General features: G+C 60.6%; 27 protein-coding genes and 2 pseudogenes. All 29 read right to left on the bottom strand.

Going from position 1 to position 23,522, the window contains the following annotated elements; genetic code table 11:
- Positions 1 to 12: 12 nt before the first annotated feature.
- Positions 13 to 1,524 (bottom strand): F0F1 ATP synthase subunit alpha, encoded by a 1,512-nt coding sequence (gene atpA, locus BN1189_RS09335; protein WP_040227641.1) that lies wholly within the window; start codon positions 1,522 to 1,524, stop codon positions 13 to 15.
- Positions 1,525 to 1,550: 26 nt separating this feature from the next.
- Positions 1,551 to 2,090 carry a F0F1 ATP synthase subunit delta gene (locus BN1189_RS09330; protein ID WP_040227640.1) on the bottom strand — a complete coding sequence of 180 codons (540 nt, stop codon included), beginning with the start codon at positions 2,088 to 2,090 and terminating at the stop codon, positions 1,551 to 1,553.
- Positions 2,087 to 2,623: a F0F1 ATP synthase subunit B gene (gene atpF, locus BN1189_RS09325; protein ID WP_040227639.1), complete on the bottom strand. Its 537-nt coding sequence runs from the start codon at positions 2,621 to 2,623 to the stop codon at positions 2,087 to 2,089. The genes BN1189_RS09330 and atpF overlap by 4 nt, the downstream gene beginning before the upstream one ends.
- Positions 2,624 to 2,765: 142 nt before the next feature.
- Positions 2,766 to 2,978, bottom strand: coding sequence for a F0F1 ATP synthase subunit C (atpE, locus tag BN1189_RS09320; RefSeq protein WP_040227638.1), 213 nt, complete (start codon positions 2,976 to 2,978; stop codon positions 2,766 to 2,768).
- A gap of 63 nt (positions 2,979 to 3,041) precedes the next feature.
- A complete protein-coding gene (gene atpB / locus BN1189_RS09315) occupies positions 3,042 to 3,752 on the bottom strand; it encodes a F0F1 ATP synthase subunit A (protein ID WP_040227636.1) in 711 nt (236 codons plus the stop codon).
- Positions 3,753 to 4,367, bottom strand: coding sequence for an L-threonylcarbamoyladenylate synthase (locus BN1189_RS09310; RefSeq protein WP_257125407.1), 615 nt, complete (start codon positions 4,365 to 4,367; stop codon positions 3,753 to 3,755). It lies immediately after the preceding gene.
- Between the two features lie 13 nt (positions 4,368 to 4,380).
- A pseudogene (locus BN1189_RS09305) lies at positions 4,381 to 4,608 on the bottom strand (ATP synthase subunit I); the annotation flags it as partial.
- Positions 4,609 to 5,037: 429 nt separating this feature from the next.
- The gene (gene wecB / locus BN1189_RS09295) at positions 5,038 to 6,159 is read right to left on the bottom strand and encodes a non-hydrolyzing UDP-N-acetylglucosamine 2-epimerase (protein ID WP_040227634.1); all 1,122 of its coding nucleotides are present in this window, start codon (positions 6,157 to 6,159) and stop codon (positions 5,038 to 5,040) included.
- A gap of 34 nt (positions 6,160 to 6,193) precedes the next feature.
- A complete protein-coding gene (upp, locus tag BN1189_RS09290) occupies positions 6,194 to 6,823 on the bottom strand; it encodes a uracil phosphoribosyltransferase (protein ID WP_040227633.1) in 630 nt (209 codons plus the stop codon).
- A 554-nt stretch (positions 6,824 to 7,377) separates the two neighbouring features.
- Positions 7,378 to 8,628, bottom strand: coding sequence for a serine hydroxymethyltransferase (gene glyA / locus BN1189_RS09285; protein WP_143242290.1), 1,251 nt, complete (start codon positions 8,626 to 8,628; stop codon positions 7,378 to 7,380).
- A gap of 2 nt (positions 8,629 to 8,630) precedes the next feature.
- Positions 8,631 to 9,248: a TIGR01440 family protein gene (locus tag BN1189_RS09280; protein WP_040227631.1), complete on the bottom strand. Its 618-nt coding sequence runs from the start codon at positions 9,246 to 9,248 to the stop codon at positions 8,631 to 8,633.
- Between the two features lie 17 nt (positions 9,249 to 9,265).
- Entirely contained in the window at positions 9,266 to 9,703 is a 438-nt protein-coding gene (gene rpiB, locus BN1189_RS09275; RefSeq protein WP_040227629.1) for a ribose 5-phosphate isomerase B, read from the bottom strand.
- Between the two features lie 78 nt (positions 9,704 to 9,781).
- Positions 9,782 to 10,231 (bottom strand): low molecular weight protein arginine phosphatase, encoded by a 450-nt coding sequence (locus tag BN1189_RS09270; RefSeq protein WP_257125406.1) that lies wholly within the window; start codon positions 10,229 to 10,231, stop codon positions 9,782 to 9,784.
- A gap of 31 nt (positions 10,232 to 10,262) precedes the next feature.
- Positions 10,263 to 10,760 (bottom strand): manganese efflux pump, encoded by a 498-nt coding sequence (locus tag BN1189_RS09265; protein WP_040227626.1) that lies wholly within the window; start codon positions 10,758 to 10,760, stop codon positions 10,263 to 10,265.
- A gap of 272 nt (positions 10,761 to 11,032) precedes the next feature.
- Positions 11,033 to 11,665, bottom strand: a complete 633-nt coding sequence (locus BN1189_RS09260; protein WP_143242289.1) for a hypothetical protein — start codon at positions 11,663 to 11,665, stop codon at positions 11,033 to 11,035.
- Positions 11,666 to 11,753: 88 nt separating this feature from the next.
- Entirely contained in the window at positions 11,754 to 12,071 is a 318-nt protein-coding gene (locus BN1189_RS16805; RefSeq protein WP_040227623.1) for a nuclease-related domain-containing protein, read from the bottom strand.
- Between the two features lie 554 nt (positions 12,072 to 12,625).
- Positions 12,626 to 13,666 (bottom strand): L-threonylcarbamoyladenylate synthase, encoded by a 1,041-nt coding sequence (locus BN1189_RS09250; protein WP_040227622.1) that lies wholly within the window; start codon positions 13,664 to 13,666, stop codon positions 12,626 to 12,628.
- Between the two features lie 27 nt (positions 13,667 to 13,693).
- Positions 13,694 to 14,275 (bottom strand): stage II sporulation protein R, encoded by a 582-nt coding sequence (locus tag BN1189_RS09245; RefSeq protein WP_052455783.1) that lies wholly within the window; start codon positions 14,273 to 14,275, stop codon positions 13,694 to 13,696.
- Positions 14,276 to 14,335: 60 nt separating this feature from the next.
- The gene (gene prmC, locus BN1189_RS09240; RefSeq protein WP_052455782.1) at positions 14,336 to 15,205 is read right to left on the bottom strand and encodes a peptide chain release factor N(5)-glutamine methyltransferase; all 870 of its coding nucleotides are present in this window, start codon (positions 15,203 to 15,205) and stop codon (positions 14,336 to 14,338) included.
- Complete coding sequence (gene prfA, locus BN1189_RS09235; RefSeq protein WP_040227619.1) at positions 15,192 to 16,268, bottom strand: peptide chain release factor 1; 1,077 nt, start codon at positions 16,266 to 16,268, stop codon at positions 15,192 to 15,194. The genes prmC (BN1189_RS09240) and prfA (BN1189_RS09235) overlap by 14 nt, the downstream gene beginning before the upstream one ends.
- Positions 16,269 to 16,355: 87 nt before the next feature.
- Positions 16,356 to 16,478, bottom strand: a pseudogene (locus BN1189_RS16530) (thymidine kinase); the annotation flags it as partial.
- Positions 16,465 to 16,878 carry an L-threonylcarbamoyladenylate synthase gene (locus tag BN1189_RS09230; protein ID WP_082194212.1) on the bottom strand — a complete coding sequence of 138 codons (414 nt, stop codon included), beginning with the start codon at positions 16,876 to 16,878 and terminating at the stop codon, positions 16,465 to 16,467. The gene BN1189_RS09230 and the pseudogene BN1189_RS16530, both read right to left, overlap by 14 nt.
- Positions 16,879 to 16,905: 27 nt before the next feature.
- Positions 16,906 to 17,487, bottom strand: a complete 582-nt coding sequence (locus BN1189_RS09225) for a stage II sporulation protein R (protein WP_052455783.1) — start codon at positions 17,485 to 17,487, stop codon at positions 16,906 to 16,908.
- Between the two features lie 60 nt (positions 17,488 to 17,547).
- Positions 17,548 to 18,417: a peptide chain release factor N(5)-glutamine methyltransferase gene (gene prmC, locus BN1189_RS09220; RefSeq protein WP_052455782.1), complete on the bottom strand. Its 870-nt coding sequence runs from the start codon at positions 18,415 to 18,417 to the stop codon at positions 17,548 to 17,550.
- Complete coding sequence (gene prfA / locus BN1189_RS09215) at positions 18,404 to 19,480, bottom strand: peptide chain release factor 1 (RefSeq protein ID WP_040227619.1); 1,077 nt, start codon at positions 19,478 to 19,480, stop codon at positions 18,404 to 18,406. The genes prmC (BN1189_RS09220) and prfA (BN1189_RS09215) overlap by 14 nt, the downstream gene beginning before the upstream one ends.
- Before the next feature lie 87 nt (positions 19,481 to 19,567).
- Positions 19,568 to 20,179, bottom strand: coding sequence for a thymidine kinase (locus tag BN1189_RS09210; protein ID WP_040227618.1), 612 nt, complete (start codon positions 20,177 to 20,179; stop codon positions 19,568 to 19,570).
- A gap of 455 nt (positions 20,180 to 20,634) precedes the next feature.
- Positions 20,635 to 20,856, bottom strand: coding sequence for a 50S ribosomal protein L31 (gene rpmE / locus BN1189_RS09205; protein ID WP_040227616.1), 222 nt, complete (start codon positions 20,854 to 20,856; stop codon positions 20,635 to 20,637).
- Between the two features lie 189 nt (positions 20,857 to 21,045).
- Positions 21,046 to 22,329 (bottom strand): transcription termination factor Rho, encoded by a 1,284-nt coding sequence (gene rho, locus BN1189_RS09200; RefSeq protein WP_040227614.1) that lies wholly within the window; start codon positions 22,327 to 22,329, stop codon positions 21,046 to 21,048.
- Positions 22,330 to 22,431: 102 nt separating this feature from the next.
- Positions 22,432 to 23,397 (bottom strand): class II fructose-bisphosphatase, encoded by a 966-nt coding sequence (gene glpX, locus BN1189_RS09195; protein ID WP_040227613.1) that lies wholly within the window; start codon positions 23,395 to 23,397, stop codon positions 22,432 to 22,434.
- Between the last annotated feature and the right edge of the window lie 125 nt (positions 23,398 to 23,522).

Below are 23,522 nucleotides of genomic sequence, written 5' to 3'. Positions count from 1 at the left end.
AGGATCCGTGACTCAGTCTTCGGAACGGACGAACGTCTTCTTGAAGTCGTTGATGGCGGATGCCATGTCTTCGTCCGCAGGAAGGCCCTTCGTCGTGCGGATTGTTTCCAGAACGTCCGGGCGGTTGGCGTCAAGCCAGCTGTACATCTCGGATTCGAAGCGCTGGATGTCCTGGACCGGAATCTCGTCGAGGAATCCGCGTGTGAGTGCATACAGGATGGCGACCTGCTTTTCGACGCGGATCGGCTTGTTCAGGTCCTGCTTGAGCACTTCAACCGTACGGGCACCGCGGTCGAGCTTCGCTTTCGTCGCCGGATCGAGGTCCGAGCCGAACTGAGCGAATGCTTCGAGTTCACGGAATGCCGCAAGGTCGAGACGCAGCGTACCGGCGACTTTCTTCATCGCCTTGATCTGCGCGGAACCGCCGACGCGGGATACGGAGAGGCCGGCGTTGATCGCCGGGCGCACGCCGGAGAAGAACAGGTCGGACTGGAGGAAGATCTGTCCGTCCGTGATCGAGATGACGTTCGTCGGGATATAGGAGGAGATGTCCCCTGCCTGTGTCTCAACGAATGGCAGCGCCGTGATGGAGCCGCCGCCGAGGTCGTCGTTCAGCTTCGCCGCACGCTCGAGGAGGCGCGAGTGAAGGTAGAAGACGTCACCCGGGTATGCTTCGCGGCCCGGAGGACGGCGGAGCAGGAGGGAGAGTTCACGGTAGGCAGCCGCCTGTTTCGACAGGTCATCGTACACGACGAGGACGTGCTTGCCCTGGAACATGAACTCTTCGCCCATCGTGACCCCTGCGTACGGAGCGAGGTAAAGAAGCGGTGCCGGGTCCGAAGCCCCTGCGGAAACGACGATCGTGTAGTCGAGCGCGCCGTTTTTGCGGAGCGTTTCAACGAGGCCGCGCACCGTGGATTCTTTCTGTCCGATGGCGACGTAGATGCAGATCATGTCCTGGTCTGCCTGGTTCAGGATCGTATCGATCGCGACCGATGTCTTGCCGGTCTGGCGGTCACCGATGATGAGTTCCCGCTGTCCGCGGCCGATCGGAACGAGTGCGTCGATCGCCTTGATCCCCGTCTGGAGAGGCTCGTCGACGGATTTACGTGCCATGACGCCTTGCGCCGGGCTTTCGATCGGACGGGTTTTCGACGTAGCGATCGGGCCCATGCCGTCAAGCGGCTGGCCGAGCGGGTTGACGACGCGGCCGATCAGTTCATCGCCGACCGGCACTTCCATGATCCGGCCGGTGCGGCGGACTTCGTCGCCTTCCTTGATCTCGGTGTATGGTCCGAGGATGACGATCCCGACGTTGTTTTCTTCGAGGTTTTGCGCCAGGCCCATGATACCGTTGGAGAATTCGAGCAGCTCGCCGGCCATGACATTGTCGAGGCCATGCGCGCGGGCGATCCCGTCACCGACGGTAATGACGGTGCCGACATCGCTGACTTCCAACTCAGATTGGTAGTCCGCAATCTGCTGTTTGATGAGAGCACTGATTTCTTCAGCTTTGATGCTCATGCATGTCACCCCTTCATTTCAAAAAATTATGCGTTGACCAGATCACGTTTCAGATGATCCAGCTTCGTTTTAAGGCTGTTGTCGTAGATGCGGTTGCCGATGCGGATTCGGACTCCGCCGATGAGCGACGGGTCGACGATGTTGTCGATGCGGAGCGCCTGCTTGCCGACTTTGGCGGCGAACACGGTGGACAGCTCCTGCTGTTCCGCGTCCGAAAGCGGGCGGGTCGAGTAGACTTTCGCCTCGGCGACTCCTGCCGATTCGTTCGCCATCAGGATGAACTCATCGGCGACGTCTGCCGCTTCGCCGATGCGCTGGGCATCGGTGAGCACCTGCAGCAGATTGACTGTCAGGCCGTCCGCACCCGCGAACAGTCCCTTCAGCATTTCTTTCTTTTTGGATCCGGTGATTTTCGGCGAACCGAGAAGCGCCCGGAGGTCCGAAGACTCCCGGAACACTTTCCTCAATTCCCGCATATCCGCCTGGACCCCATCAAGCTTGCCCTGGTCGCGTGCGACTTCATACAATGCGAGGGCATAGCGGCTTGCGGCCACGGAACGGCTCATCGGCCTTCCCCTGCCTTCTGGATCGTCTCTTCAATGAGGGCACGGTTGTCCTCTTCGGAGATTTCTTTGCCGAGCACTTTCTCCGCCGCGAGGATGGACATGGAGACGAATTCTTCGCGGATGGCTTCGAGCGCCTTTGTTTTTTCGTTTTCGATTTCAGCCGCTGCATTGTCGCGCATGCGGACTGCTTCGGCACGGGCGGTTTCCATGATTTCGGCACGCTGGGCATCGCCCTGCTGCTTCGCATTTTCAACAATCGCCTGTGCTTCAGTGCGGGCCTCTTTCAGGAGGGCGCGCTGTTCTTCAAGAAGCTTCGCGGACTCGGAACGGCTTTTCTCGGCTTCTTCGATTTCGGAAGCGATGAGTTCCGCACGCTGGTCCATGATGCCCATGAGCGGGCCCCATGCGAACTTCTTGAGTAGGAGCATGAGGATGGTGAAGAATACGACGGTGACGATGATGTCGCCGGTATTCAGCCTTTCAAAAAATCCTTCGCCGGCTGCTGCAGCCAGAACGAAATGGTCCAAAGACACGATTGTCTCACTCCCTTCGGAAAGTTGGGGGAGCCGTGACCCGGCCCTCCCCCAGATGGTCATGCAATCAAAAATCCGTACAAAAAGGAATGGCGAAAAGATTCAACCGATGCTCTTCGCCATTTCTCAGAAATGCGTATGATTATCCGTTCATTACGATGAACGCGATGACGACCGCGATGATCGGAACAGCCTCGACGAGTGCAACCCCGATGAACATGGTTGTCTGGAGAACACCGCGTGCCTCTGGTTGACGTGCAATTCCTTCTACTGTGCGGGAAACGATGAGACCGTTACCGATACCGGCGCCGAGGGCACCCAAACCGACTGCGATTGCTGCTGCAAGAAGACCCATTGTATAATTTCCTCCTAAATGTTTGGTTTTGTTTTGTCCGCCCGAATTCCGGGCATTATATGATCAATGGTCGGTGCTCACTTTGTGAGACATATAAACCATCGACAACATAACGAAGATGAATGCCTGGATGGCCCCGATGAAGATCGAGAAGCCCTGCCATGCAAGTGCCGGGATGAGCGCGCCCAGGAATCCGAAGATGCTTGCGGAGCCGAGGCCCGCGAGAAGTCCGATGAGGATCTCGCCGGCGTAGATGTTCCCGTAGAGACGGAGACCGAGCGTCAGCGTGTTCGCGAATTCCTCGATGATTTTCAGAGGAGTCATGAATGCGACCGGCTTCGTGTAGCCGACGAAGTAGTTCTTCGCGCCGGTCATCTTGACGCCGTAGTAGTGCGTCAGGACGAGGACCATTGCCGCGAGCGTCATCGTGATGGTCGGATCCGCTGTCGGCGACTTCCACCACAGCTCATGATCCCACACGATTGCGAACGGCAGACCGAGCATATTCGCTACGAAGACGAACATGATGAGCGTCAGGCCGAGCAGGTGGAAACGTCCGCCTGTTTTCCAGTCCATGTTGCTTTTGATGATGCCCTTGACGAAGTCCATGACCCATTCCATGAAGTTCTGCATGCCGGTCGGCTTCAGTTTCATGTTGCGGGTCGAGATGAACGCAATGAGAAAGACGATGAGGCATGTAACCCCGAGCATGAGGATATTCGATGGATTGAACGTCAGTCCGAGCCATTCGAATTGGGGGTTTTCATGGTTCATTTATTGGTTCACCTCTCTTTCTCCCCAGAATCCNATGCCGGTTTCGTCCGTGGCGGCGGCGAGGATGAGGTCGGCGTCGGTTCCGTCGCAGGCGCGGAGGGCGTCGTACAGGTCGGCGGAGACGGATTCGGGGTCTCCCGGGCGCCCGGCGCGGAAGAACCAGTCGGCGCCCGCTTCCCCGAATCCTTCGGGCGCGACGAGTGCGACCCGGCGGCCGTCGGCGTGCAGTTGCCCGACCGCCGACCGGATCGCCGCGAGATCCGGCGCGATCAAAAACACCGGCGCGTCGGGAGAGTAGTGGGTGTATTTCATGCCGGGGGCGCGCGGGGCGCCGGCTCCGGCTTCAGCGGCTTCTGCGGATCCGTTGACCGGGCCGATGACCGGTTCAAGCATCGCCGCCGTCACCGCACCCGGACGAAGAATCGTCGGGACGTCCGCCGTCAGGTCGAGGACGGTCGATTCGATGCCGATGCCGGTGCGGCCGCCGTCCAGTATGTAAGGGATTTTTCCGTGCATGTCCGCCAGCACGTGATCGGCCGCGGTCGGACTCGGTTTTCCGCTCGTGTTGGCACTCGGTGCGGCGAGGGGCTGTCCGATCCGCCGGAGNCGCGACACCCGCCGCAAAGCGGATGCCGGAGCCGAGCGATGGCGCCCGGGTCCCTCCCGTCAGCGTCCGGTCGAACCTCTCCATCCTCCTGACGAGGATCCAGAAGTTATACAACCCAAAGAGGATCCCGAGAATGAGCCCGGCAAACACTTTCGGCCATGGGGTGAATCCCCACCCGAGGACAAGCAATGCAAGCAAAAAAAAGAGAGCCCTCTTCTGCCTATTGTGGATTTGCCGCAAGTTCTCCATAAATCGAGGTCCCCCGCATCGTATTTCCGGCCGGTTTCCGCCTGTCGGAGCGAGTATGATAGAATGCAGTAACAGCAAGTGCACGCAGCGTCTGAAAACGCCTGTAACCCTTGTCATTCTTACCCTTTGCAAGCATACAACAGGGGTAAAATGATGTCAATTGGTTCCCGTGAAATTCTTCACAAGCCGACTTTTTTGTCAACGTTTCGACAAATCTGCATAAGTAGCCGGATCCGGGGCTGAATCCCCCGGTTGACGGATGCTTTTTTCATTGTGAGGAACGTCAGATGTTGGCGTTTTTCTGGTGTCTTTCGCAGCAGGCTGGCCGGCGTGTAAACGGTGTTTTCATAGAAGCGCGGCAGTCCGGTTCTCCCGGCTTTTGCCAAGTGTTGCCGAACCGCCCGCACCATTATACATATTTTTCTGAATTCATCCTTCTTTATCCATGTAATGGATCAACGCACGGACAATCCGCTCCGATGCATGGCCGTCCCCGTACGGATTGGACGCCTTCGCCATCTCGGCGTAGGCGTTTTCGTCGCTGAGCAGTTCGTCTGCGAGCCGGAAGATCGTCTCTTCGTCGGTCCCGGCGAGCTTCAACGTGCCTGCTTCGATTCCTTCCGGCCGCTCCGTCGTGTCGCGCAGCACAAGCACCGGCTTTCCGAGGGACGGTGCTTCTTCCTGGATGCCGCCCGAATCGGTGAGGATCAGGTGGGAGCGCGCCGCGAAGTTGTGGAAATCCACGACTTCCAGCGGGTTGATCAGCTGAACGCGCGGATTGTCGCCGAGGATCTCATCCGCCACTTCCCGGACGGCCGGGTTCAAGTGCACCGGATAGATGACGCGCGTGTCCGGGTGCTTGTCGAGCAGCCGGCTGATCGCCCGGAACATATGGCGCATCGGCTCCCCGAGGTTTTCCCGGCGGTGCGCCGTGAGCAGGATGATCCGGTCTTCTTTTGCCTCATCAAGAATCGGGCTTTCATATGATTCGTCGACAGTCGTTTTCAGCGCATCGATCGCCGTGTTCCCGGTGATGAAGATCCGGTCTTCCGGCTTCCCTTCCGCGATCAGGTTCGCGGCCGACTTCTCCGTCGGCGCAAAATGAAGGTCGGCAAGCACGCCGGTGAGCTGGCGGTTCATCTCTTCCGGGAACGGGGAATGCTTGTCCCACGTCCGGAGACCCGCCTCGACGTGGCCGACCGTGATGCCGTTATAGAAGGCGGCGAGGCTGGCGATGAAGGTCGTCGACGTGTCCCCGTGCACGAGCACGACGTCCGGCTTCGCCTCTTTCATGACCCGGTCGAGGCCCTCAAGGCCGCGGGTCGCGACATCGACGAGCGTCTGCCGGTCCTTCATGATGTTCAGGTCAAAGTCCGGCTCGATGCCGAACGCCGAGAGCACCTGGTCGAGCATCTCCCGGTGCTGCGCGGTCACGGTCACAATCGGCTCGATCGATTCCGGGTGCTTGTTCAGCTCGAGGACGAGCGGCGCCATCTTGATCGCTTCCGGCCGCGTGCCGAAGATCGTCATCACTTTCCATCTCTTCGTCAATTCGATTCACCTTCCAAACTTATTTTAAGCGGGATTATTTCGTGCCGAACAGGCGGTCTCCGGCGTCGCCGAGCCCCGGGACGATGTACCCGTGGTCGTTCAGCTTTTCATCGAGCGCCGCGATGTAGATGTCGACGTCCGGGTGCGCATCCGCCAGCGCCTTGACGCCTTCTGGTGCCGCAATCAGGCACATGAACCGGATATGCGTCGCACCGCGCGTCTTCAGCGAATCAATCGCCGCGATCGCCGATCCGCCGGTCGCGAGCATCGGGTCGACGACGATGAACTCGCGCTCTCCGACATCCGACGGAAGCTTCGCGTAATACTCGACGGGCTTCAGCGTCTCCGGATCCCGGTACAGGCCGATGTGGCCGACTTTTGCGGTCGGGATGAGCTTCACGATCCCGTCCACCATGCCGATGCCGGCACGGAGGATCGGCACGACGCCGAGCTTCTTCCCTGCCAGCACATACGATTCCGCCATCTGCACCGGCGTCTGCACTTCCGTCTTGCGCAGCGGCAGGTCACGGGTGATCTCGTACGCCATGAGCGTCGCCACCTCGTCCACCAGCTCGCGGAACTCCTTCGTCCCGGTGTTCACATCCCGGATATACGTCAATTTATGCTGAATGAGCGGGTGATCAAATACATGCACTTTTCCCATCGCTTTCACTCTCCTGTTCACTGGCCGGGGGCTGCCCGGCCGCCAATGATGTTCTTAACTCGTCCATTATAACAATGATTCCCGCAGGACGCACCGGCGGCCCTGCTTTGTCATGGAAATGAAAGAATGACGGGGGGTTCGTGGGGACGCGTGGGGCGGGGGGCTGGAGCTGGAAAATAAAACCTGGACGACTCGAGGCCGGTTGCGGACGACTCAGCGCCGAATCCGGACGACTCGGGCCCGAATGCGGACGACTCATCCCTGGAAAATAAAACCTGGACGACTCGAGGCCAGATGCGGACGACTCGGGGCCAAATGCGGACGACTCACTCCTGGAAAATAAAACCTGGACGACTCGAGGCCGGATGCGGACGACTCAGAGCCGAATCCGGACGACTCGGGCCCGAACGCGGACGACTCATCCCTGGAAAGTAAAACCTGGACGACTCGAGGCCAGATGCGGACGACTCAGAGCCGAATCCGGACGACTCGCCGGACCTCCCCCCTCCTATATACGAAAGGACCTGCCGCCCGGCAGGCCCTTCCTTCATTCATTAATTTTCATAAAGCGGGAATTTCGAAGTGAGGGCGGCGACGCGCTCTTTCACTTCCTGTTTCACCGACTCGTCTTCGTGGTTTTTCAGCAGCTTGGCGATGATGGTGCCGATTTCCTTCATTTCTTCCTCTTTGAAGCCGCGGGACGTGACGGCCGGCGTGCCGATGCGGACGCCGGATGTGACGAACGGGCTTTCCGTGTCGAACGGGATGGTGTTTTTATTCACCGTGATGCCGGCTTCGTCGAGGACGGCTTCCGCGACTTTTCCGGTGATGCCGAGCGAACGGAGGTTCAGGAGCAGCAGGTGGTTGTCAGTGCCGCCGGAGACGAGGTCGATGCCTTCCGACTTGAGCGCTTCGCCGAGCGCCTTTGCATTGTCGACGACCTGTTGCATGTACTCCTTGAACTCCGGCTTCAGCGCTTCGCCGAAAGCGACCGCTTTCGCCGCGATAACATGCATGAGCGGGCCGCCCTGGATGCCCGGGAAAATCGACTTGTCGATCTTCTTGCCGAATTCCTCCGTCGTCAAAATCAGTCCGCCGCGCGGTCCGCGGAGCGTCTTGTGGGTCGTCGAAGTGACGAAGTGGGCGTGCGGCACCGGGTTCGGGTGAAGGCCGGCCGCGACAAGTCCTGCGATGTGCGCCATGTCGACGAACAGGTACGCGCCGACTTCATCGGCGATCTCGCGGAACTTCTTGAAATCGAGCTGGCGCGGATAGGCGCTCGCTCCGGCGACGATCATTTTCGGCTTGTGCTCGAGCGCCTTCTGGCGGACATCTTCGTAGTCAACGAGCTCGCCTTCCTTGCCGACGCCGTAATCGACGAAGTTATATTGAACGCCGGAGAAGTTCACCGGGCTGCCGTGCGTCAGGTGGCCTCCGTGGCTCAGGTTCATCCCGAGGACCGTGTCGCCCGGTTCGAGAACCGTGAAGTAGACGGCCATGTTCGCCTGTGCGCCGGAGTGCGGCTGGACGTTCGCGTGTTCAGCGCCGAAGATTTCCTTCAGGCGGTCGCGCGCGATGTTTTCCACGACGTCGACATGTTCACAGCCGCCGTAGTACCGCTTGCCCGGATAGCCTTCCGCATATTTATTCGTCAGGACGGAGCCCTGTGCCTCCATGACCGCTTCCGATACGAAGTTTTCGGAGGCGATCAGTTCGATGTTGTCCTGCTGGCGTTTCTTCTCCGCCATGATGGCGTCAAATACTGCTGTGTCCTCGCTCTTCACGTGTTCGAGTTGTTGAACCATGTTCATTCCCCTTCCCCATTGTCTTTTTCTTCTTCTAGCAGTTCCCAATCAGGCTCGTCCGCCGGTCCGGTTTCCACAACATACACCGCACGCGCGCCGCCGATCAGTTTCGGACGGGTCTTCGCAATCGTCACGACTGCTTCGCCGACCCGGTCAACCGAGGCGCGGAGCGGGACGGCGACCGGCCGCAGCTGCATGCCGATCAGCGTCTGGCCGATGTCGATCCCGGCGTGTGCCCGGACGCCTTCGACGACGACCGGATCCGCCATCTCCCGGTAGGCAAATGCGGACATCGACCCGCCCGCCCGGACAGCCGGCACGACCGTCACCGGTTCGTACCCGAAGCGTTCGGCCGCCTCCCGTTCAAGCGTGACGGCCCGGTTGATATGTTCGCACCCCTGGAATGCGAGATACAGGCCGTTTCGGTCCGCGAATTCCTTCAGCGGCACGTACAGCACTTCCGCGATGTCAAGCGCCCCGCTCGTGCCGATGCGGCTCCCGGCCACCTCGGACGTCGAGCAGCCGACGACGAACAGCTGTCCCTGGCGGAATTCCGCCTGTTCTTCAAGCTGCCCGAGAATCTCCTCAAGCTGCAGCTTCCACAATTGCTGTGCATCCATGAGAGAATCCCCCTTTTTCAGCCTTCCATTTCCGAAAGCTTTTCGATCCGGCGCTCGTGGCGTCCGCCTTCGAATTCGCCTTCCAGCCATGTCTTCGCAATTTCGCGGGCAAGCCCCGGGCCGATCACGCGCTCGCCCATCGCGAGGACGTTCGAGTCGTTATGGCCGCGGGTCGCCTTCGCGCTGAACACGTCATGGCAAAGCGCGCAACGGATGCCCTTGACTTTATTCGCCGCGATCGACATGCCGATCCCCGTCCCGCAAATGACGATACCCCGGTCAAACTCTCCGTCCGCGACCCGCTGTGCGACGGGTTTCGCATAATCGGGATAGTCCACGGAGCTGTCGTCCTGCGGGCCGAAGTCCTCATACTCGATGCCCATCTCGTCCATCAGGTCCTTGATCTCGGCGCGCAGCCGGTTGCCGCCGTGATCGGAAGAAATCGCTACTCTCATCCGCTTTCCCTCTTTTCTATCAAATCCATTTCCTTTCTCATCATATCATTATTCAGGAAATAAAAATACAGCCCATTTTCAGGGCTGCCGCATGTTCCGCCGGAGTGCTTCCGCAAGCTGTCCGACCGCTTCTTTCAATTCATCAAATGCGATCCGGTAGTCGCTTTCATTGCCGCCGAACGGATCCGCAATGTCCCGTTCGCCGAGCCCGACATAGCTGTTCAACCGGAACGTTTTCCCCTTCGCTTCGCGGAATGAGCGCTCGAGTGCACGCCGGTGCCCGTCCGTCATCGTGAGGATCAGATCCGCCCAGCCGACCAGCTCTTCGTCCGCATTCGCCGACGGCCCGGCTGCCGGCAGCCCGTGGCGGCTGATGAGCGTCACGGCATGCCGGGAAGGAGGAAGGCCGGCCATCGCCGAGATTCCCGCAGACCGGACCTCCACGCCGGGGATCTGTTCCCCCTTCAGCAGCGCCTCGGCCATCGGACTCCGGCATGTATTGCCCGTACAGATGAATAAGATGTTCACTCCGTCCACCGCCCCTCCGTCCGATCCGTGTTCACGGGAGCAACGGGAGGATCCCCATGAGGATGAGCCCCGCCCCGGCGATCAGCCGGAGCCGGCGCCCGCCGATCCTGCCGAACGTCCCCCTCATATAGAGAGCCCCGCACGACAAGATGAAAGCGCTCATCCCGGCACTCGCGATAAACCGGATCATGTCTAACTGAAGCATACCAAATGACACGCTCACTGAAAAGGCGTCGAGACTGAGGAGGGCGGCAAGCATGAACGGCGGCATCTTCACGTCCGCCCCTTCATCCGCCAGCATCATATGAAGCCCGAGCAGCACGAGCAGGACCGCCGAAAGATAAACGCCGAGGCCGGCAAGCAAGTCGGCAGCAGCCCCGCCGGCCAGAAAACCCGCCAGCGGGAACAACATATGAAGCACGGCTGTCCAGACCGCGAGCAGCAGACGCTTCCTCTTCAGCGGCAGAACGGCATAGACGGCAACCGCATCCACCGCCGTCAACACCCCCGCCACCGGTTCCTGCCACATCCGACCCCCTCCATTTCCCATTATCCATCCAACCTATGCGGATTGAGGGCGGGACATGAGCCGGGGGCAGGGTGTGGTTGGGCGGCGGGGCGGGAAATAAAAACTTGGACGACTCGGGGCCGGATGCGGACGACTCGGACCCGGTTGCGGACGACTCACGGCCGCATGCGGACGACTCACTCCTGGAAAAGAAAACCTGGACGACTCGGCGCCCGATGCGGACGACTCGGACCCGGATCCGGACGACTCACGGCCGAATGCGGACGACTCACTCACCTCAGCATGGCCGTTTCTCTGTTCCAATCAGCCTCCTGCTGACCCGGCGACAATCTGAGCGGCAGCCGAAGCCCTTTGTAATTCCATGAATAATAAATAGTACGCGCCTCCATGATTCTATCCAATTGAAATTTCCGGAGAATCCGTCCGGCGGCCTGCCTGGTTAAAAGGCGAAACAGTTTGCGCACCTCCTCACTTGTGATCAGCCGGCTTCTTAGTAAGAACCAATCAAGAAGTGTCTTTGCCTCAACATCCTCACATTGTCTTTTGCAGCTTTCACATGTCCAGATTCGCTGGGTCTTCTTAAACACGGTTCCTCCGCACTCATCGCAAATGGGTCCCCAATAAATTTCATCTTCCTGAATATTAAACTGCTCTCTCAAAGGGAACTGAAAATAGGGTTCCTGTGAGTCCAGTATATATTGAACAAGATTATCCAAATCCGCCTCGTCTCGCCCAACCGGCCCGACCCGTTCTTCTTCGAGGTGACGGCGGATCTCCCTTAACCGCATCACCTTGCTACGCCCTTTCGTAGCCTTCTCAATTACCGAGTTTGCCGTCATCACAACATCTCCGTCCACAAAATACGGGATATCCCGGCAACTCAACCAGTACCGAAGATCCGCCATCTCCTCCTCCAACTGCAGAGCCGGGCATTCATAGCTGTCGATTGCATAACCGTCCGGATCCACTTTATCCAGCCGGGCCGGGCCCTCTTCAAACCGGAGCCGGCCCGTAAATGATGATCCTCGTGGGGGTCAGCACAAGCAAATCAATTTGCACAAACTGGCCGGGCGATACTTGCAGCCGGACATCCCATAAGACGCGAAACGGAAAGGGATATTGCAGTTTTTGAATATACTCAAGCACTTTTTTCTCCCCTGCAATTCCGGCACTCACCGTATACAACCGTTTCTCAATCTCAGATACTTTGCGGTGACTTGCTTTTTTCGCGCGAATTAAAAAACGTTCCAACCCGTAGCTGTATAAAATGGATATCGATTTGATTAGACTGACCCCCTTTTTTTCTACCATAGCATGAGTTGGAATTATCCAAAAGCTGTCCTGTCGGCGCGCTTTACATCAAATTTTAATTTTGACCCCCGCTTTTTCCTCCAAAATTCAATTTTGAGAGCCAATAATGCCGCAAAATAAAACTTTCAGGATTTCACCATTATGAATGAGTTTCCCAGTTTTAACCTGGACGACTCGATGCCCGATGCGGACGACTCAGGGCCAGATGCGGACGACTCACGTCTGGAAAAGAAAACCTGGACGACTCGACGCCTTATGCGGACGACTCGGACCCGGATGCGGACGACTCAATCCTGGAAAAGAAAACCTGGACGACTCGACGCCCGATGCGGACGACTCGGACCCGAATGCGGACGACTCAGGGCCGAATAGGACAACTCAATCCTGGAAAAGAAAACCTGGACGACTCGATGCCCGATGCGGACGACTCGGACCCGGATGCGGACGACTCAGGGCCAGATGCGGACGACTCACCCTGAAGATAAAACCTCCACACTCCCACATACACTCCCACACACCAAAAAAGGCAGGGCGCCGAGGCGTCCTGCCGTTCTTCATTCATTTCTTTCTCCGAACCATCTGCCGCCGGCGGCTTTGCCGAGCCGGTTCATGACGGCGCGGCCGATGCCGGTTTCGTCCGTGGCGGCGGCGAGGATGAGGTCGGCGTCGGTTCCGTCGCAGGCGCGGAGGGCGTCGTACAGGTCGGCGGAGACGGATTCGGGGTCTCCCGGGCGCCCGGCGCGGAAGAACCAGTCGGCGCCCGCTTCCCCGAATCCTTCGGGCGCGACGAGTGCGACCCGGCGGCCGTCGGCGTGCAGTTGCCCGACCGCCGACCGGATCGCCGCGAGATCCGGCGCGATCAAAAACACCGGCGCGTCGGGAGAGTAGTGGGTGTATTTCATGCCGGGGGCGCGCGGGGCGCCGGCTCCGGCTTCAGCGGCTTCTGCGGATCCGTTGACCGGGCCGATGACCGGTTCAAGCATCGCCGCCGTCACCGCACCCGGACGAAGAATCGTCGGGACGTCCGCCGTCAGGTCGAGGACGGTCGATTCGATGCCGATGCCGGTGCGGCCGCCGTCCAGTATGTAAGGGATTTTTCCGTGCATGTCCGCCAGCACGTGATCGGCCGCGGTCGGACTCGGTTTTCCGCTCGTGTTGGCACTCGGTGCGGCGAGGGGCTGTCCGATCCGCCGGAGCAGTCCGAGTGCGGCCGGGTGATCCGGCATGCGGATTCCGACGGTGTCGAGGCCGGCCGTGACCGACGGGGCGAACACGCCGGGGGCCGCTTTCAGGATGAGCGTGAGCGGGCCCGGCCAGAATGCGTCCATCAGCTTCCGGGCAGTTGCCGGCACGTCCGCCGCGTAGCGTCCGACTTCTTCGGCCGTTCCGACGTGGGCGATGAGCGGGTTGTCCGACGGCCGTCCTTTTGCGCGGTAGATCTTCCGGACCGCTTCCTCGGAAGTGGCGAGGGCGCCGAGGCCGTACACTGTTTCAGTCGGAAAGGCGACGAGCTCGCCTCCCAGAAGCAGGCGGACCGCCTGTTCGAAGCGTTCGTCGTCTCCGTTCCCCGTCAGCACCGCTTTATCCGTTTCCATGTTCATCTTCCTTTCCACGCCGGACGTTCAGCCGAACAGCCCTTTCAGCCATTCGACGATGAAGAATGTGACCGGCTCGTTTTCCTCGGTTTCTGCTTTTGCTTCCTTCGCTTCTTCTTTCGGCGGGTCGCAGACGTCCGGGAACAGGGCGCACCACCAGTTGTCGCCGCGGCCGCTCCCGATCGTCACGACCCACGCATCCGCCTCCTGCTGGGGAAGGACGCCTCCCCGGAACATCTTCGGCGGGAACAGGGCGGCCCCGTGTTCAAGCCGCACCTCACCGGAGACGCCTCCGATCAGTGCCGGAAGCTCCGCGTCCAGCCGGCGAATGAGCTCTTCGGGCGTCCGGCTCTCGCGCTGCGCCCGCTCGACGGCCGGCGCGATCAGTCCGACGACTTCCCGCTTTTCGGCCTGTGCGGAGGCGTGGTTGCTGTCCGCGATGACGCGGATCCTGAGCATGCTCGCCTCCTCTTCCGCGCCGGAACCCGTCAACAGGAACAGCGCGCATTGGACGATCAGCAACATCAAGATGAATTCAATAAACGGAATCGCGGCCCGCAGCTTTTCTTTTCCCGAAGCGGTTTTGCGAATGTTGTAGTCTGTCAGCATATTCGTTCCTCCCTTGCCCGCATTGTGGGCAGGACGGGAGGAATCTATTCAACGAATCTTTTATTTTTCGGCGGGAAGCTCGCAAAATACGAATCGGTCTTTGCCGTTGATGTCCCGGACGACTTCCGTGCGGGCGTCAGGGAGGGCGGCCGCGAACATCGCGGAGACGGCCGGCCCCTGGAGATGGCCGATTTCAAGTCCGATGAGTCCCGGCCGGTTCATGAGCGCCGGCAGTTCCGCCGCGAGTGTCCGGTAATGGGCGAGCCCGTTTTCCTCTGCGAATAAAGCGCCGTGCGGTTCGTGGCCCGTGACGGTGTCCGACATGCCGGACGATTCGCTTTCCGCGATGTACGGCGGATTCGACAGGACGACGTCCCACCGGGCGCCTTCGAGCGGCCGGGCCATGTCCCCTTTCAGGAATGAAATATCTGCGCCGAGACGGCCGGCGTTTTCACGTGCCACTTCAAGGGCGTCCGGTGAAATGTCGGTCGCCGTGACGTCCGCCGCGGGCCGGCCGAGCTTAAGCGACACCGCGATGATGCCGCTCCCCGTGCCGATGTCGGCCATCCGGACCGGCGCGTCCGCCGGCCAGATCTTCGCCGCCCTGCGGAGAGCGCCGTCCACGAGTTCCTCGGTTTCCGGTCGCGGGATGAGGACGTCCGGCGTCACCCGGAAAGTCCGGCCGAGGAATTCCTCTTCGCCCGTCACGTGCTGAACCGGGACGCCGGCGGCCATCTTTTGGATTCCTTCAATAAAAGCAGTCCGGCTTTCTTCGCCGATCTTATCCGGAAGCCGGACGAGCAGTCCCGTCCGGCCGGTGCCGAGCACATGCTGCATGAGAAGTTCGGCGGCCCGTTCTTCCCGTCCCGCTTCCCGGAGGCGCCGCTTTCCTTCGGCGAGAACGCCGGCGATCCGGTCATTCCGCTGCATCGAGCTGCTCCAGGCGGGCGGCCTGTTCTTCCATGATGAGCGCGTCGATCACTTCATCGAGCTTGCCGCCGATGATCTGGTCGAGCTTCTGGATCGTCAGGCCGATGCGGTGGTCGGTCACCCGGTTCTGCGGGAAATTATACGTCCGGATGCGCTCCGAGCGGTCACCGGAACCGACGGCGGACTTCCGCTTGGCGTCGTATTCGGCCTGTGCTTCCTGCTGGAATTTGTCGTACACGCGGGCGCGGAGCACCTTCATCGCCTTTTCCTTGTTCTTGATCTGGGATTTCTCGTCCTGGCAGGAGACGACGGTCCCGGTCGGGATGTGCGTGAGGCGGACGGCGGACATCGTCGTGTTGACCGACTGGCCCCCCGGTCCGCTCGAGGCGAACGTGTCGACGCGGATGTCTTTGTCGTGCAGTTCGATCTCGACTTCCTCCGCCTCCGGCAGGCACGCGACTGTCGCGGTCGACGTGTGGATCCGGCCGCCCGACTCGGTTTCCGGCACGCGCTGGACGCGGTGTGCGCCGTTCTCGAATTTCAGTCGGGAATAAGCCCCGTGCCCCGTGATCATGAAGATGATCTCCTTGAATCCGCCGAGCCCGGTCGGCGAGGCGTCCATCACTTCGGTTTTCCAGCCTTTCGCCTCGGCGTAGCGGCTGTACATGCGGAACAAGTCGCCGGCGAACAGCGCGGCCTCGTCGCCGCCCGCCGCCCCGCGGACTTCCATGATGACGTTGCGGGAGTCGTTCGGGTCCTTCGGCAGGAGCAGCACTTTGAGTTCCTCGTCCATCGCGGCGATCCGTTCCTCGAGTTCCCCGACTTCTTCTTTGACGAGCTCGCGCATGTCGTCGTCGAGTTTGTCGCCGAGCATCTGCCGGGCATCTTCCAGCTCGCCGGTCGCGGCTTTGTACGACCGGTACACGTCGACCGTCCGGGCGATGTCCGACTGTTCCTTCGAATATTTCCTCAGCAAGCCGGAGTCCGACACGATCTCCGGGTCGCTCAGCAGTTCATTCAGTTTTTCATAGCGGTCTTCCACCGCCTGCAACCGTTCATACATTCCGGGAGTCCTCCCATATCGTGCTTGATGATCTTTCCATTATAGCGTGAAAAGCACCCGGCCGTCATCGGTCGGGTGCCTGGTCTTTTATTCGTCTTCGAGTGAGCCGCTTTTCACGGACACGCCGTTCGGCACTTCGTGGTGCAGCCGGCAGCGCGGTTCATAGGCTTCCGAGGCACCGACGAGGATGACCGGATCATCCGCGTGCGCCNAGTCCGAGTGCGGCCGGGTGATCCGGCATGCGGATTCCGACGGTGTCGAGGCCGGCCGTGACCGACGGGGCGAACACGCCGGGGGCCGCTTTCAGGATGAGCGTGAGCGGGCCCGGCCAGAATGCGTCCATCAGCTTCCGGGCAGTTGCCGGCACGTCCGCCGCGTAGCGTCCGACTTCTTCGGCCGTTCCGACGTGGGCGATGAGCGGGTTGTCCGACGGCCGTCCTTTTGCGCGGTAGATCTTCCGGACCGCTTCCTCGGAAGTGGCGAGGGCGCCGAGGCCGTACACTGTTTCAGTCGGAAAGGCGACGAGCTCGCCTCCCAGAAGCAGGCGGACCGCCTGTTCGAAGCGTTCGTCGTCTCCGTTCCCCGTCAGCACCGCTTTATCCGTTTCCATGTTCATCTTCCTTTCCACGCCGGACGTTCAGCCGAACAGCCCTTTCAGCCATTCGACGATGAAGAATGTGACCGGCTCGTTTTCCTCGGTTTCTGCTTTTGCTTCCTTCGCTTCTTCTTTCGGCGGGTCGCAGACGTCCGGGAACAGGGCGCACCACCAGTTGTCGCCGCGGCCGCTCCCGATCGTCACGACCCACGCATCCGCCTCCTGCTGGGGAAGGACGCCTCCCCGGAACATCTTCGGCGGGAACAGGGCGGCCCCGTGTTCAAGCCGCACCTCACCGGAGACGCCTCCGATCAGTGCCGGAAGCTCCGCGTCCAGCCGGCGAATGAGCTCTTCGGGCGTCCGGCTCTCGCGCTGCGCCCGCTCGACGGCCGGCGCGATCAGTCCGACGACTTCCCGCTTTTCGGCCTGTGCGGAGGCGTGGTTGCTGTCCGCGATGACGCGGATCCTGAGCATGCTCGCCTCCTCTTCCGCGCCGGAACCCGTCAACAGGAACAGCGCGCATTGGACGATCAGCAACATCAAGATGAATTCAATAAACGGAATCGCGGCCCGCAGCTTTTCTTTTCCCGAAGCGGTTTTGCGAATGTTGTAGTCTGTCAGCATATTCGTTCCTCCCTTGCCCGCATTGTGGGCAGGACGGGAGGAATCTATTCAACGAATCTTTTATTTTTCGGCGGGAAGCTCGCAAAATACGAATCGGTCTTTGCCGTTGATGTCCCGGACGACTTCCGTGCGGGCGTCAGGGAGGGCGGCCGCGAACATCGCGGAGACGGCCGGCCCCTGGAGATGGCCGATTTCAAGTCCGATGAGTCCCGGCCGGTTCATGAGCGCCGGCAGTTCCGCCGCGAGTGTCCGGTAATGGGCGAGCCCGTTTTCCTCTGCGAATAAAGCGCCGTGCGGTTCGTGGCCCGTGACGGTGTCCGACATGCCGGACGATTCGCTTTCCGCGATGTACGGCGGATTCGACAGGACGACGTCCCACCGGGCGCCTTCGAGCGGCCGGGCCATGTCCCCTTTCAGGAATGAAATATCTGCGCCGAGACGGCCGGCGTTTTCACGTGCCACTTCAAGGGCGTCCGGTGAAATGTCGGTCGCCGTGACGTCCGCCGCGGGCCGGCCGAGCTTAAGCGACACCGCGATGATGCCGCTCCCCGTGCCGATGTCGGCCATCCGGACCGGCGCGTCCGCCGGCCAGATCTTCGCCGCCCTGCGGAGAGCGCCGTCCACGAGTTCCTCGGTTTCCGGTCGCGGGATGAGGACGTCCGGCGTCACCCGGAAAGTCCGGCCGAGGAATTCCTCTTCGCCCGTCACGTGCTGAACCGGGACGCCGGCGGCCATCTTTTGGATTCCTTCAATAAAAGCAGTCCGGCTTTCTTCGCCGATCTTATCCGGAAGCCGGACGAGCAGTCCCGTCCGGCCGGTGCCGAGCACATGCTGCATGAGAAGTTCGGCGGCCCGTTCTTCCCGTCCCGCTTCCCGGAGGCGCCGCTTTCCTTCGGCGAGAACGCCGGCGATCCGGTCATTCCGCTGCATCGAGCTGCTCCAGGCGGGCGGCCTGTTCTTCCATGATGAGCGCGTCGATCACTTCATCGAGCTTGCCGCCGATGATCTGGTCGAGCTTCTGGATCGTCAGGCCGATGCGGTGGTCGGTCACCCGGTTCTGCGGGAAATTATACGTCCGGATGCGCTCCGAGCGGTCACCGGAACCGACGGCGGACTTCCGCTTGGCGTCGTATTCGGCCTGTGCTTCCTGCTGGAATTTGTCGTACACGCGGGCGCGGAGCACCTTCATCGCCTTTTCCTTGTTCTTGATCTGGGATTTCTCGTCCTGGCAGGAGACGACGGTCCCGGTCGGGATGTGCGTGAGGCGGACGGCGGACATCGTCGTGTTGACCGACTGGCCCCCCGGTCCGCTCGAGGCGAACGTGTCGACGCGGATGTCTTTGTCGTGCAGTTCGATCTCGACTTCCTCCGCCTCCGGCAGGCACGCGACTGTCGCGGTCGACGTGTGGATCCGGCCGCCCGACTCGGTTTCCGGCACGCGCTGGACGCGGTGTGCGCCGTTCTCGAATTTCAGTCGGGAATAAGCCCCGTGCCCCGTGATCATGAAGATGATCTCCTTGAATCCGCCGAGCCCGGTCGGCGAGGCGTCCATCACTTCGGTTTTCCAGCCTTTCGCCTCGGCGTAGCGGCTGTACATGCGGAACAAGTCGCCGGCGAACAGCGCGGCCTCGTCGCCGCCCGCCGCCCCGCGGACTTCCATGATGACGTTGCGGGAGTCGTTCGGGTCCTTCGGCAGGAGCAGCACTTTGAGTTCCTCGTCCATCGCGGCGATCCGTTCCTCGAGTTCCCCGACTTCTTCTTTGACGAGCTCGCGCATGTCGTCGTCGAGTTTGTCGCCGAGCATCTGCCGGGCATCTTCCAGCTCGCCGGTCGCGGCTTTGTACGACCGGTACACGTCGACCGTCCGGGCGATGTCCGACTGTTCCTTCGAATATTTCCTCAGCAAGCCGGAGTCCGACACGATCTCCGGGTCGCTCAGCAGTTCATTCAGTTTTTCATAGCGGTCTTCCACCGCCTGCAACCGTTCATACATTCCGGGAGTCCTCCCATATCGTGCTTGATGATCTTTCCATTATAGCGTGAAAAGCACCCGGCCGTCATCGGTCGGGTGCCTGGTCTTTTATTCGTCTTCGAGTGAGCCGCTTTTCACGGACACGCCGTTCGGCACTTCGTGGTGCAGCCGGCAGCGCGGTTCATAGGCTTCCGAGGCACCGACGAGGATGACCGGATCATCCGCGTGCGCCGGCTTCCCGTCGATCAGCCGCTGCGTCCGGCTGGCCGGAGATCCGCACACCGTGCAGACCGCCTGCAGTTTCGTGACGTGTTCGGCGACCGCCATCAGCTTCGGCATCGGCCCGAACGGCTCCCCGCGGAAGTCCTGGTCGAGACCCGCCACGATGACGCGGTAGCCGCGGTCCGCGAGCTCCCCGACCGTCCGGACGATTCCCTCGTCGAAAAACTGGGCCTCATCGATGCCGATGACGTCCACGCGGTCATCGATATGCCGCCAGATCTGTCCGGCCTCGGCGACCGGCATCGCGATGATCTCGTCGCCGTTGTGGCTCACGACCGACGTCTCGCTGTATCGGTTGTCGATCGCCGGCTTGAAGACGGCGATCTCCTGTTTGGCGAAACGGGCGCGCCGGAGCCGCCGGATCAGCTCCTCCGACTTCCCGGAGAACATGCTGCCGCAGATCACCTCGACCCAGCCGCCCTGCAATGAAACGTACATCCGGAATTCCCCTTTCCGATCCCAGGGGCTGTTCCCCCGTCCATGGTTTCCGAAGTTTAATCTTAACGGATATGATGTGCAATTTCCCGTCTTTAATTTTTGGCCGGGATGTGGTATGGCGGGTGCGGACGGAGGGGTATGAGTGCGGCGGGATCGTTATCGTTTTGCGTTGGATAAATAACGTTCTGGCTTGGGTAATTACGTTTCGCTTGAGATACACAACGTTTCACCTGAGATACACAACGTCTCACCTGAGATACACAACGTCTCACCCCAGATCAGCAACGTTTCACCTGAGATCCACAACGTTCCGCACGATAAAGATAACGCTTTGCCGGATAAAGATAACGTTCCCCTTAATAAAGATAACGCTCCTCTTCAATCACGCCCCGCCTGATCCCGTGCAATTAAAAACCCGCCTGGACGGGGTGTCCGGGCGGGTAGGGTTGACGAAATTATTCTTCGTCGCGGCCTTCTTCTTTGAGGCCGTATTTTTTGTTGAAGCGGTCGATCCGGCCGTCGGCTGCAGCGAACTTCTGGCGGCCCGTGTAGAACGGGTGGCATGCGGAGCAGACCTCAACGCGGATGTCTTCTTTTACGGAACCTGTTTCGAACGTGTTGCCGCAAGAGCAAGTGACCGTTGCTGTTTTGTAGTCCGGGTGAATTGCAGTTTTCATGAATTGTTTCTCCTCTCGCCCTGAACCATCCGGAACAGAGTTTTTATTATGGGTACTGCAGCCTTACACGGTCATACAGGCGAACCGTATATGCTGTCAGATAATCGCAACCTTACATGTCTCATTATAACACCGCCCGAGCTCCGGTGCAATCAATTAATTTCACCCGTTCGGACGGGTACGCGGCTCTTACAGCAGCCCTTTCCCGCCCCGCTTTTCCTTCATTTCCTTGTCGAGCCGGCCGAAGAATTCTTCGTTGTCCTTCGTATTCCGGAGTTTCTTCAGGAAGCGCTCGGCGAAGTCCGGGTTGTCGGAGAAGGTGCGGCGGATCGCCCACAGTTTCTCGAGGCGGTCTTTCGGGATGAGGAGCTCCTCTTTCCGAGTGCCGGAGCGGCGGATGTCGATGGCCGGGAAGATGCGGCGTTCCGCGAGATGGCGGTCAAGGTGGAGCTCCATGTTGCCGGTGCCTTTGAACTCTTCGTAGATGACGTCGTCCATCCGGGAGCCGGTTTCGACGAGTGCGGTCGCGAGGATTGTCAGGCTGCCGCCTTCCTCGAGATTCCGCGCTGCGCCGAAGAACCGCTTCGGCCGGTGGAGCGCCGCGGGGTCGATCCCCCCGGACAGCGTGCGGCCGCTCGGCGGGAGGACGAGGTTGTATGCGCGCGCGAGCCGGGTGATCGAGTCCATGAGGATGATGACGTCGCGCTTGTGCTCGACGAGGCGCATTGCCCGCTCGAGCACAAGTTCGGACACTTTGACGTGGTTGTCCGGCGTTTCATCGAATGTCGAGCTGGCGACGTCCGCCTTGACGGACCGCTCGATGTCGGTCACTTCTTCCGGCCGCTCATCGATGAGCAGCACGATGAGCTCGGCTTCCGGATGGTTTTCGGTGATGGCGTTCGCAATTTCCTTTAACAGCTGCGTCTTCCCGGCTTTCGGCTGTGCGACGATGAGACCGCGCTGGCCGAAGCCGACCGGCGCGACGAGGTCCATGATCCGGGTCGACAGCTTGCCGGGCTCCGTCTCGAGGCGGATCTGCCGGTCGGGGTAAAGCGGCGTGAGCGCCGGGAAGTGGACGCGCTCTTTCGCGGTTTCCGGGTCTTCCCCGTTCACGGCGTTCACCTGGAGCAGGCCGTAATACCGCTCGTTCTCTTTCGGCGGGCGGACTTTCCCGCTCACTCTGTCGCCGTTTCGGAGATCGAACCGGCGGATCTGGGAAGCGGAGATGTAGATGTCTTCCGAGCTCGGGGAGAAGTTGATCGGGCGCAGGAAGCCGTAGCCTTCGGTCGGGATGATTTCGAGGATCCCTTCCATGAAGGAGTATCCTTCCTGTTCGGCCCTCGACTTGAGTATGGCGAGGACGAGTTCCTTTTTCGTCAGTTTGCTGTAATAGGAAATGTTGAATTTCCGGGCGAGGCCGTACAGTTCCTTCAAGGTCATGTCCTGAAGGCCGGCCAGCGTCTGTTCCGCCACGGGCGGTCACCTCTTTCGGTTGGTTGGGGTCCGGGACGTCCCGGTTCGGGGGGAATCAAATAAGAAGGAGATGCCCGGCGCAGCACGCCGGGCATGGGTGGATCAGTATTCCATTACATAACGCGGTTTTTTCTTCAGGCTGTGGCGCCCTTCGACAAACCGGACCGTGCCCGACTTCGCGCGCATGACGAGCGAGTGGGTCGAGCCGTAGGAGCCTTTGAACTGGACGCCCGAAAGGAGTTCCCCGTCGGTGACGCCGGTCGCCGCGAAGATCGCATCGTCGCCGCGGACGAGGTCTTCCATCCGGAGCACCGTGTTCACTTCGATGCCCATTTTGCGGCAGCGCTCGATCTCCGTTTCATTCGACGGGACGAGACGGCCCTGGATCTCGCCGCCGAGGCATTTCAGGCCGACCGCGGCGATGACGCCCTCCGGCGCACCACCGGAGCCGAACAGGATATCGACGCCGGTTTCGTCGAACGCGGTATTGATCGCGCCGGCGACGTCCCCGTCGTTGATGAGCTTGATGCGCGCGCCGGCTTCGCGGATTTCATGGATGATCTTCGAGTGCCGGTCGCGGTGGAGAATCGTCGCGACGACGTCCTCGATGTCTTTGTTCTTCGCCTTGGCGACCGCGCGGAGGTTGTCGATGACCGGCGCGTCGATATCGACCTGACCGACCGATTCGGGGCCGACGGCGAGTTTTTCCATATACATGTCAGGCGCATGGAGCAGGTTGCCGCGGTCTGCGACGGCCAGGACGGCGAGCGCGTTCCAGCCGCCGGCCGCGACGATGTTCGTGCCTTCGAGCGGATCGACCGCGACATCGACGGCAGGGCCCGAGCCTGTGCCGAGTTCCTCGCCTATGTAGAGCATTGGCGCCTCGTCCATCTCACCTTCGCCGATGACGACGACACCCTGCATCGGGATCGTATCGAACACTGTCCGCATCGCGGTCGTCGCCGCGTCATCGGCTTCGTTTTTCAGGCCCCGGCCCATCCAGCGCGCCGAATTGAGCGCGGCGGCCTCCGTTACCCGTACAAGTTCCATTGATAAACTGCGTTCCATCATGGTCATCCTTTCCGTCCCCGGACGGGGGTTCCGTTCATTCGTCGTTGCATGCGGGAGACAGGACCGGCATCAGCCCGGCCGTCCCGGACCGCCCGCCGCCTCGGCGGGGATCCGCTCCTTGC

Source organism: Bhargavaea cecembensis (genome assembly GCF_000826125.2).
In the GTDB taxonomy this organism is placed as follows: Bacteria; Bacillota; Bacilli; order Bacillales_A; family Planococcaceae; genus Bhargavaea; species Bhargavaea cecembensis_B.
Note: the sequence above shows the minus strand (reverse complement) of the source record. Positions and strands in the feature narration are given on the sequence as shown.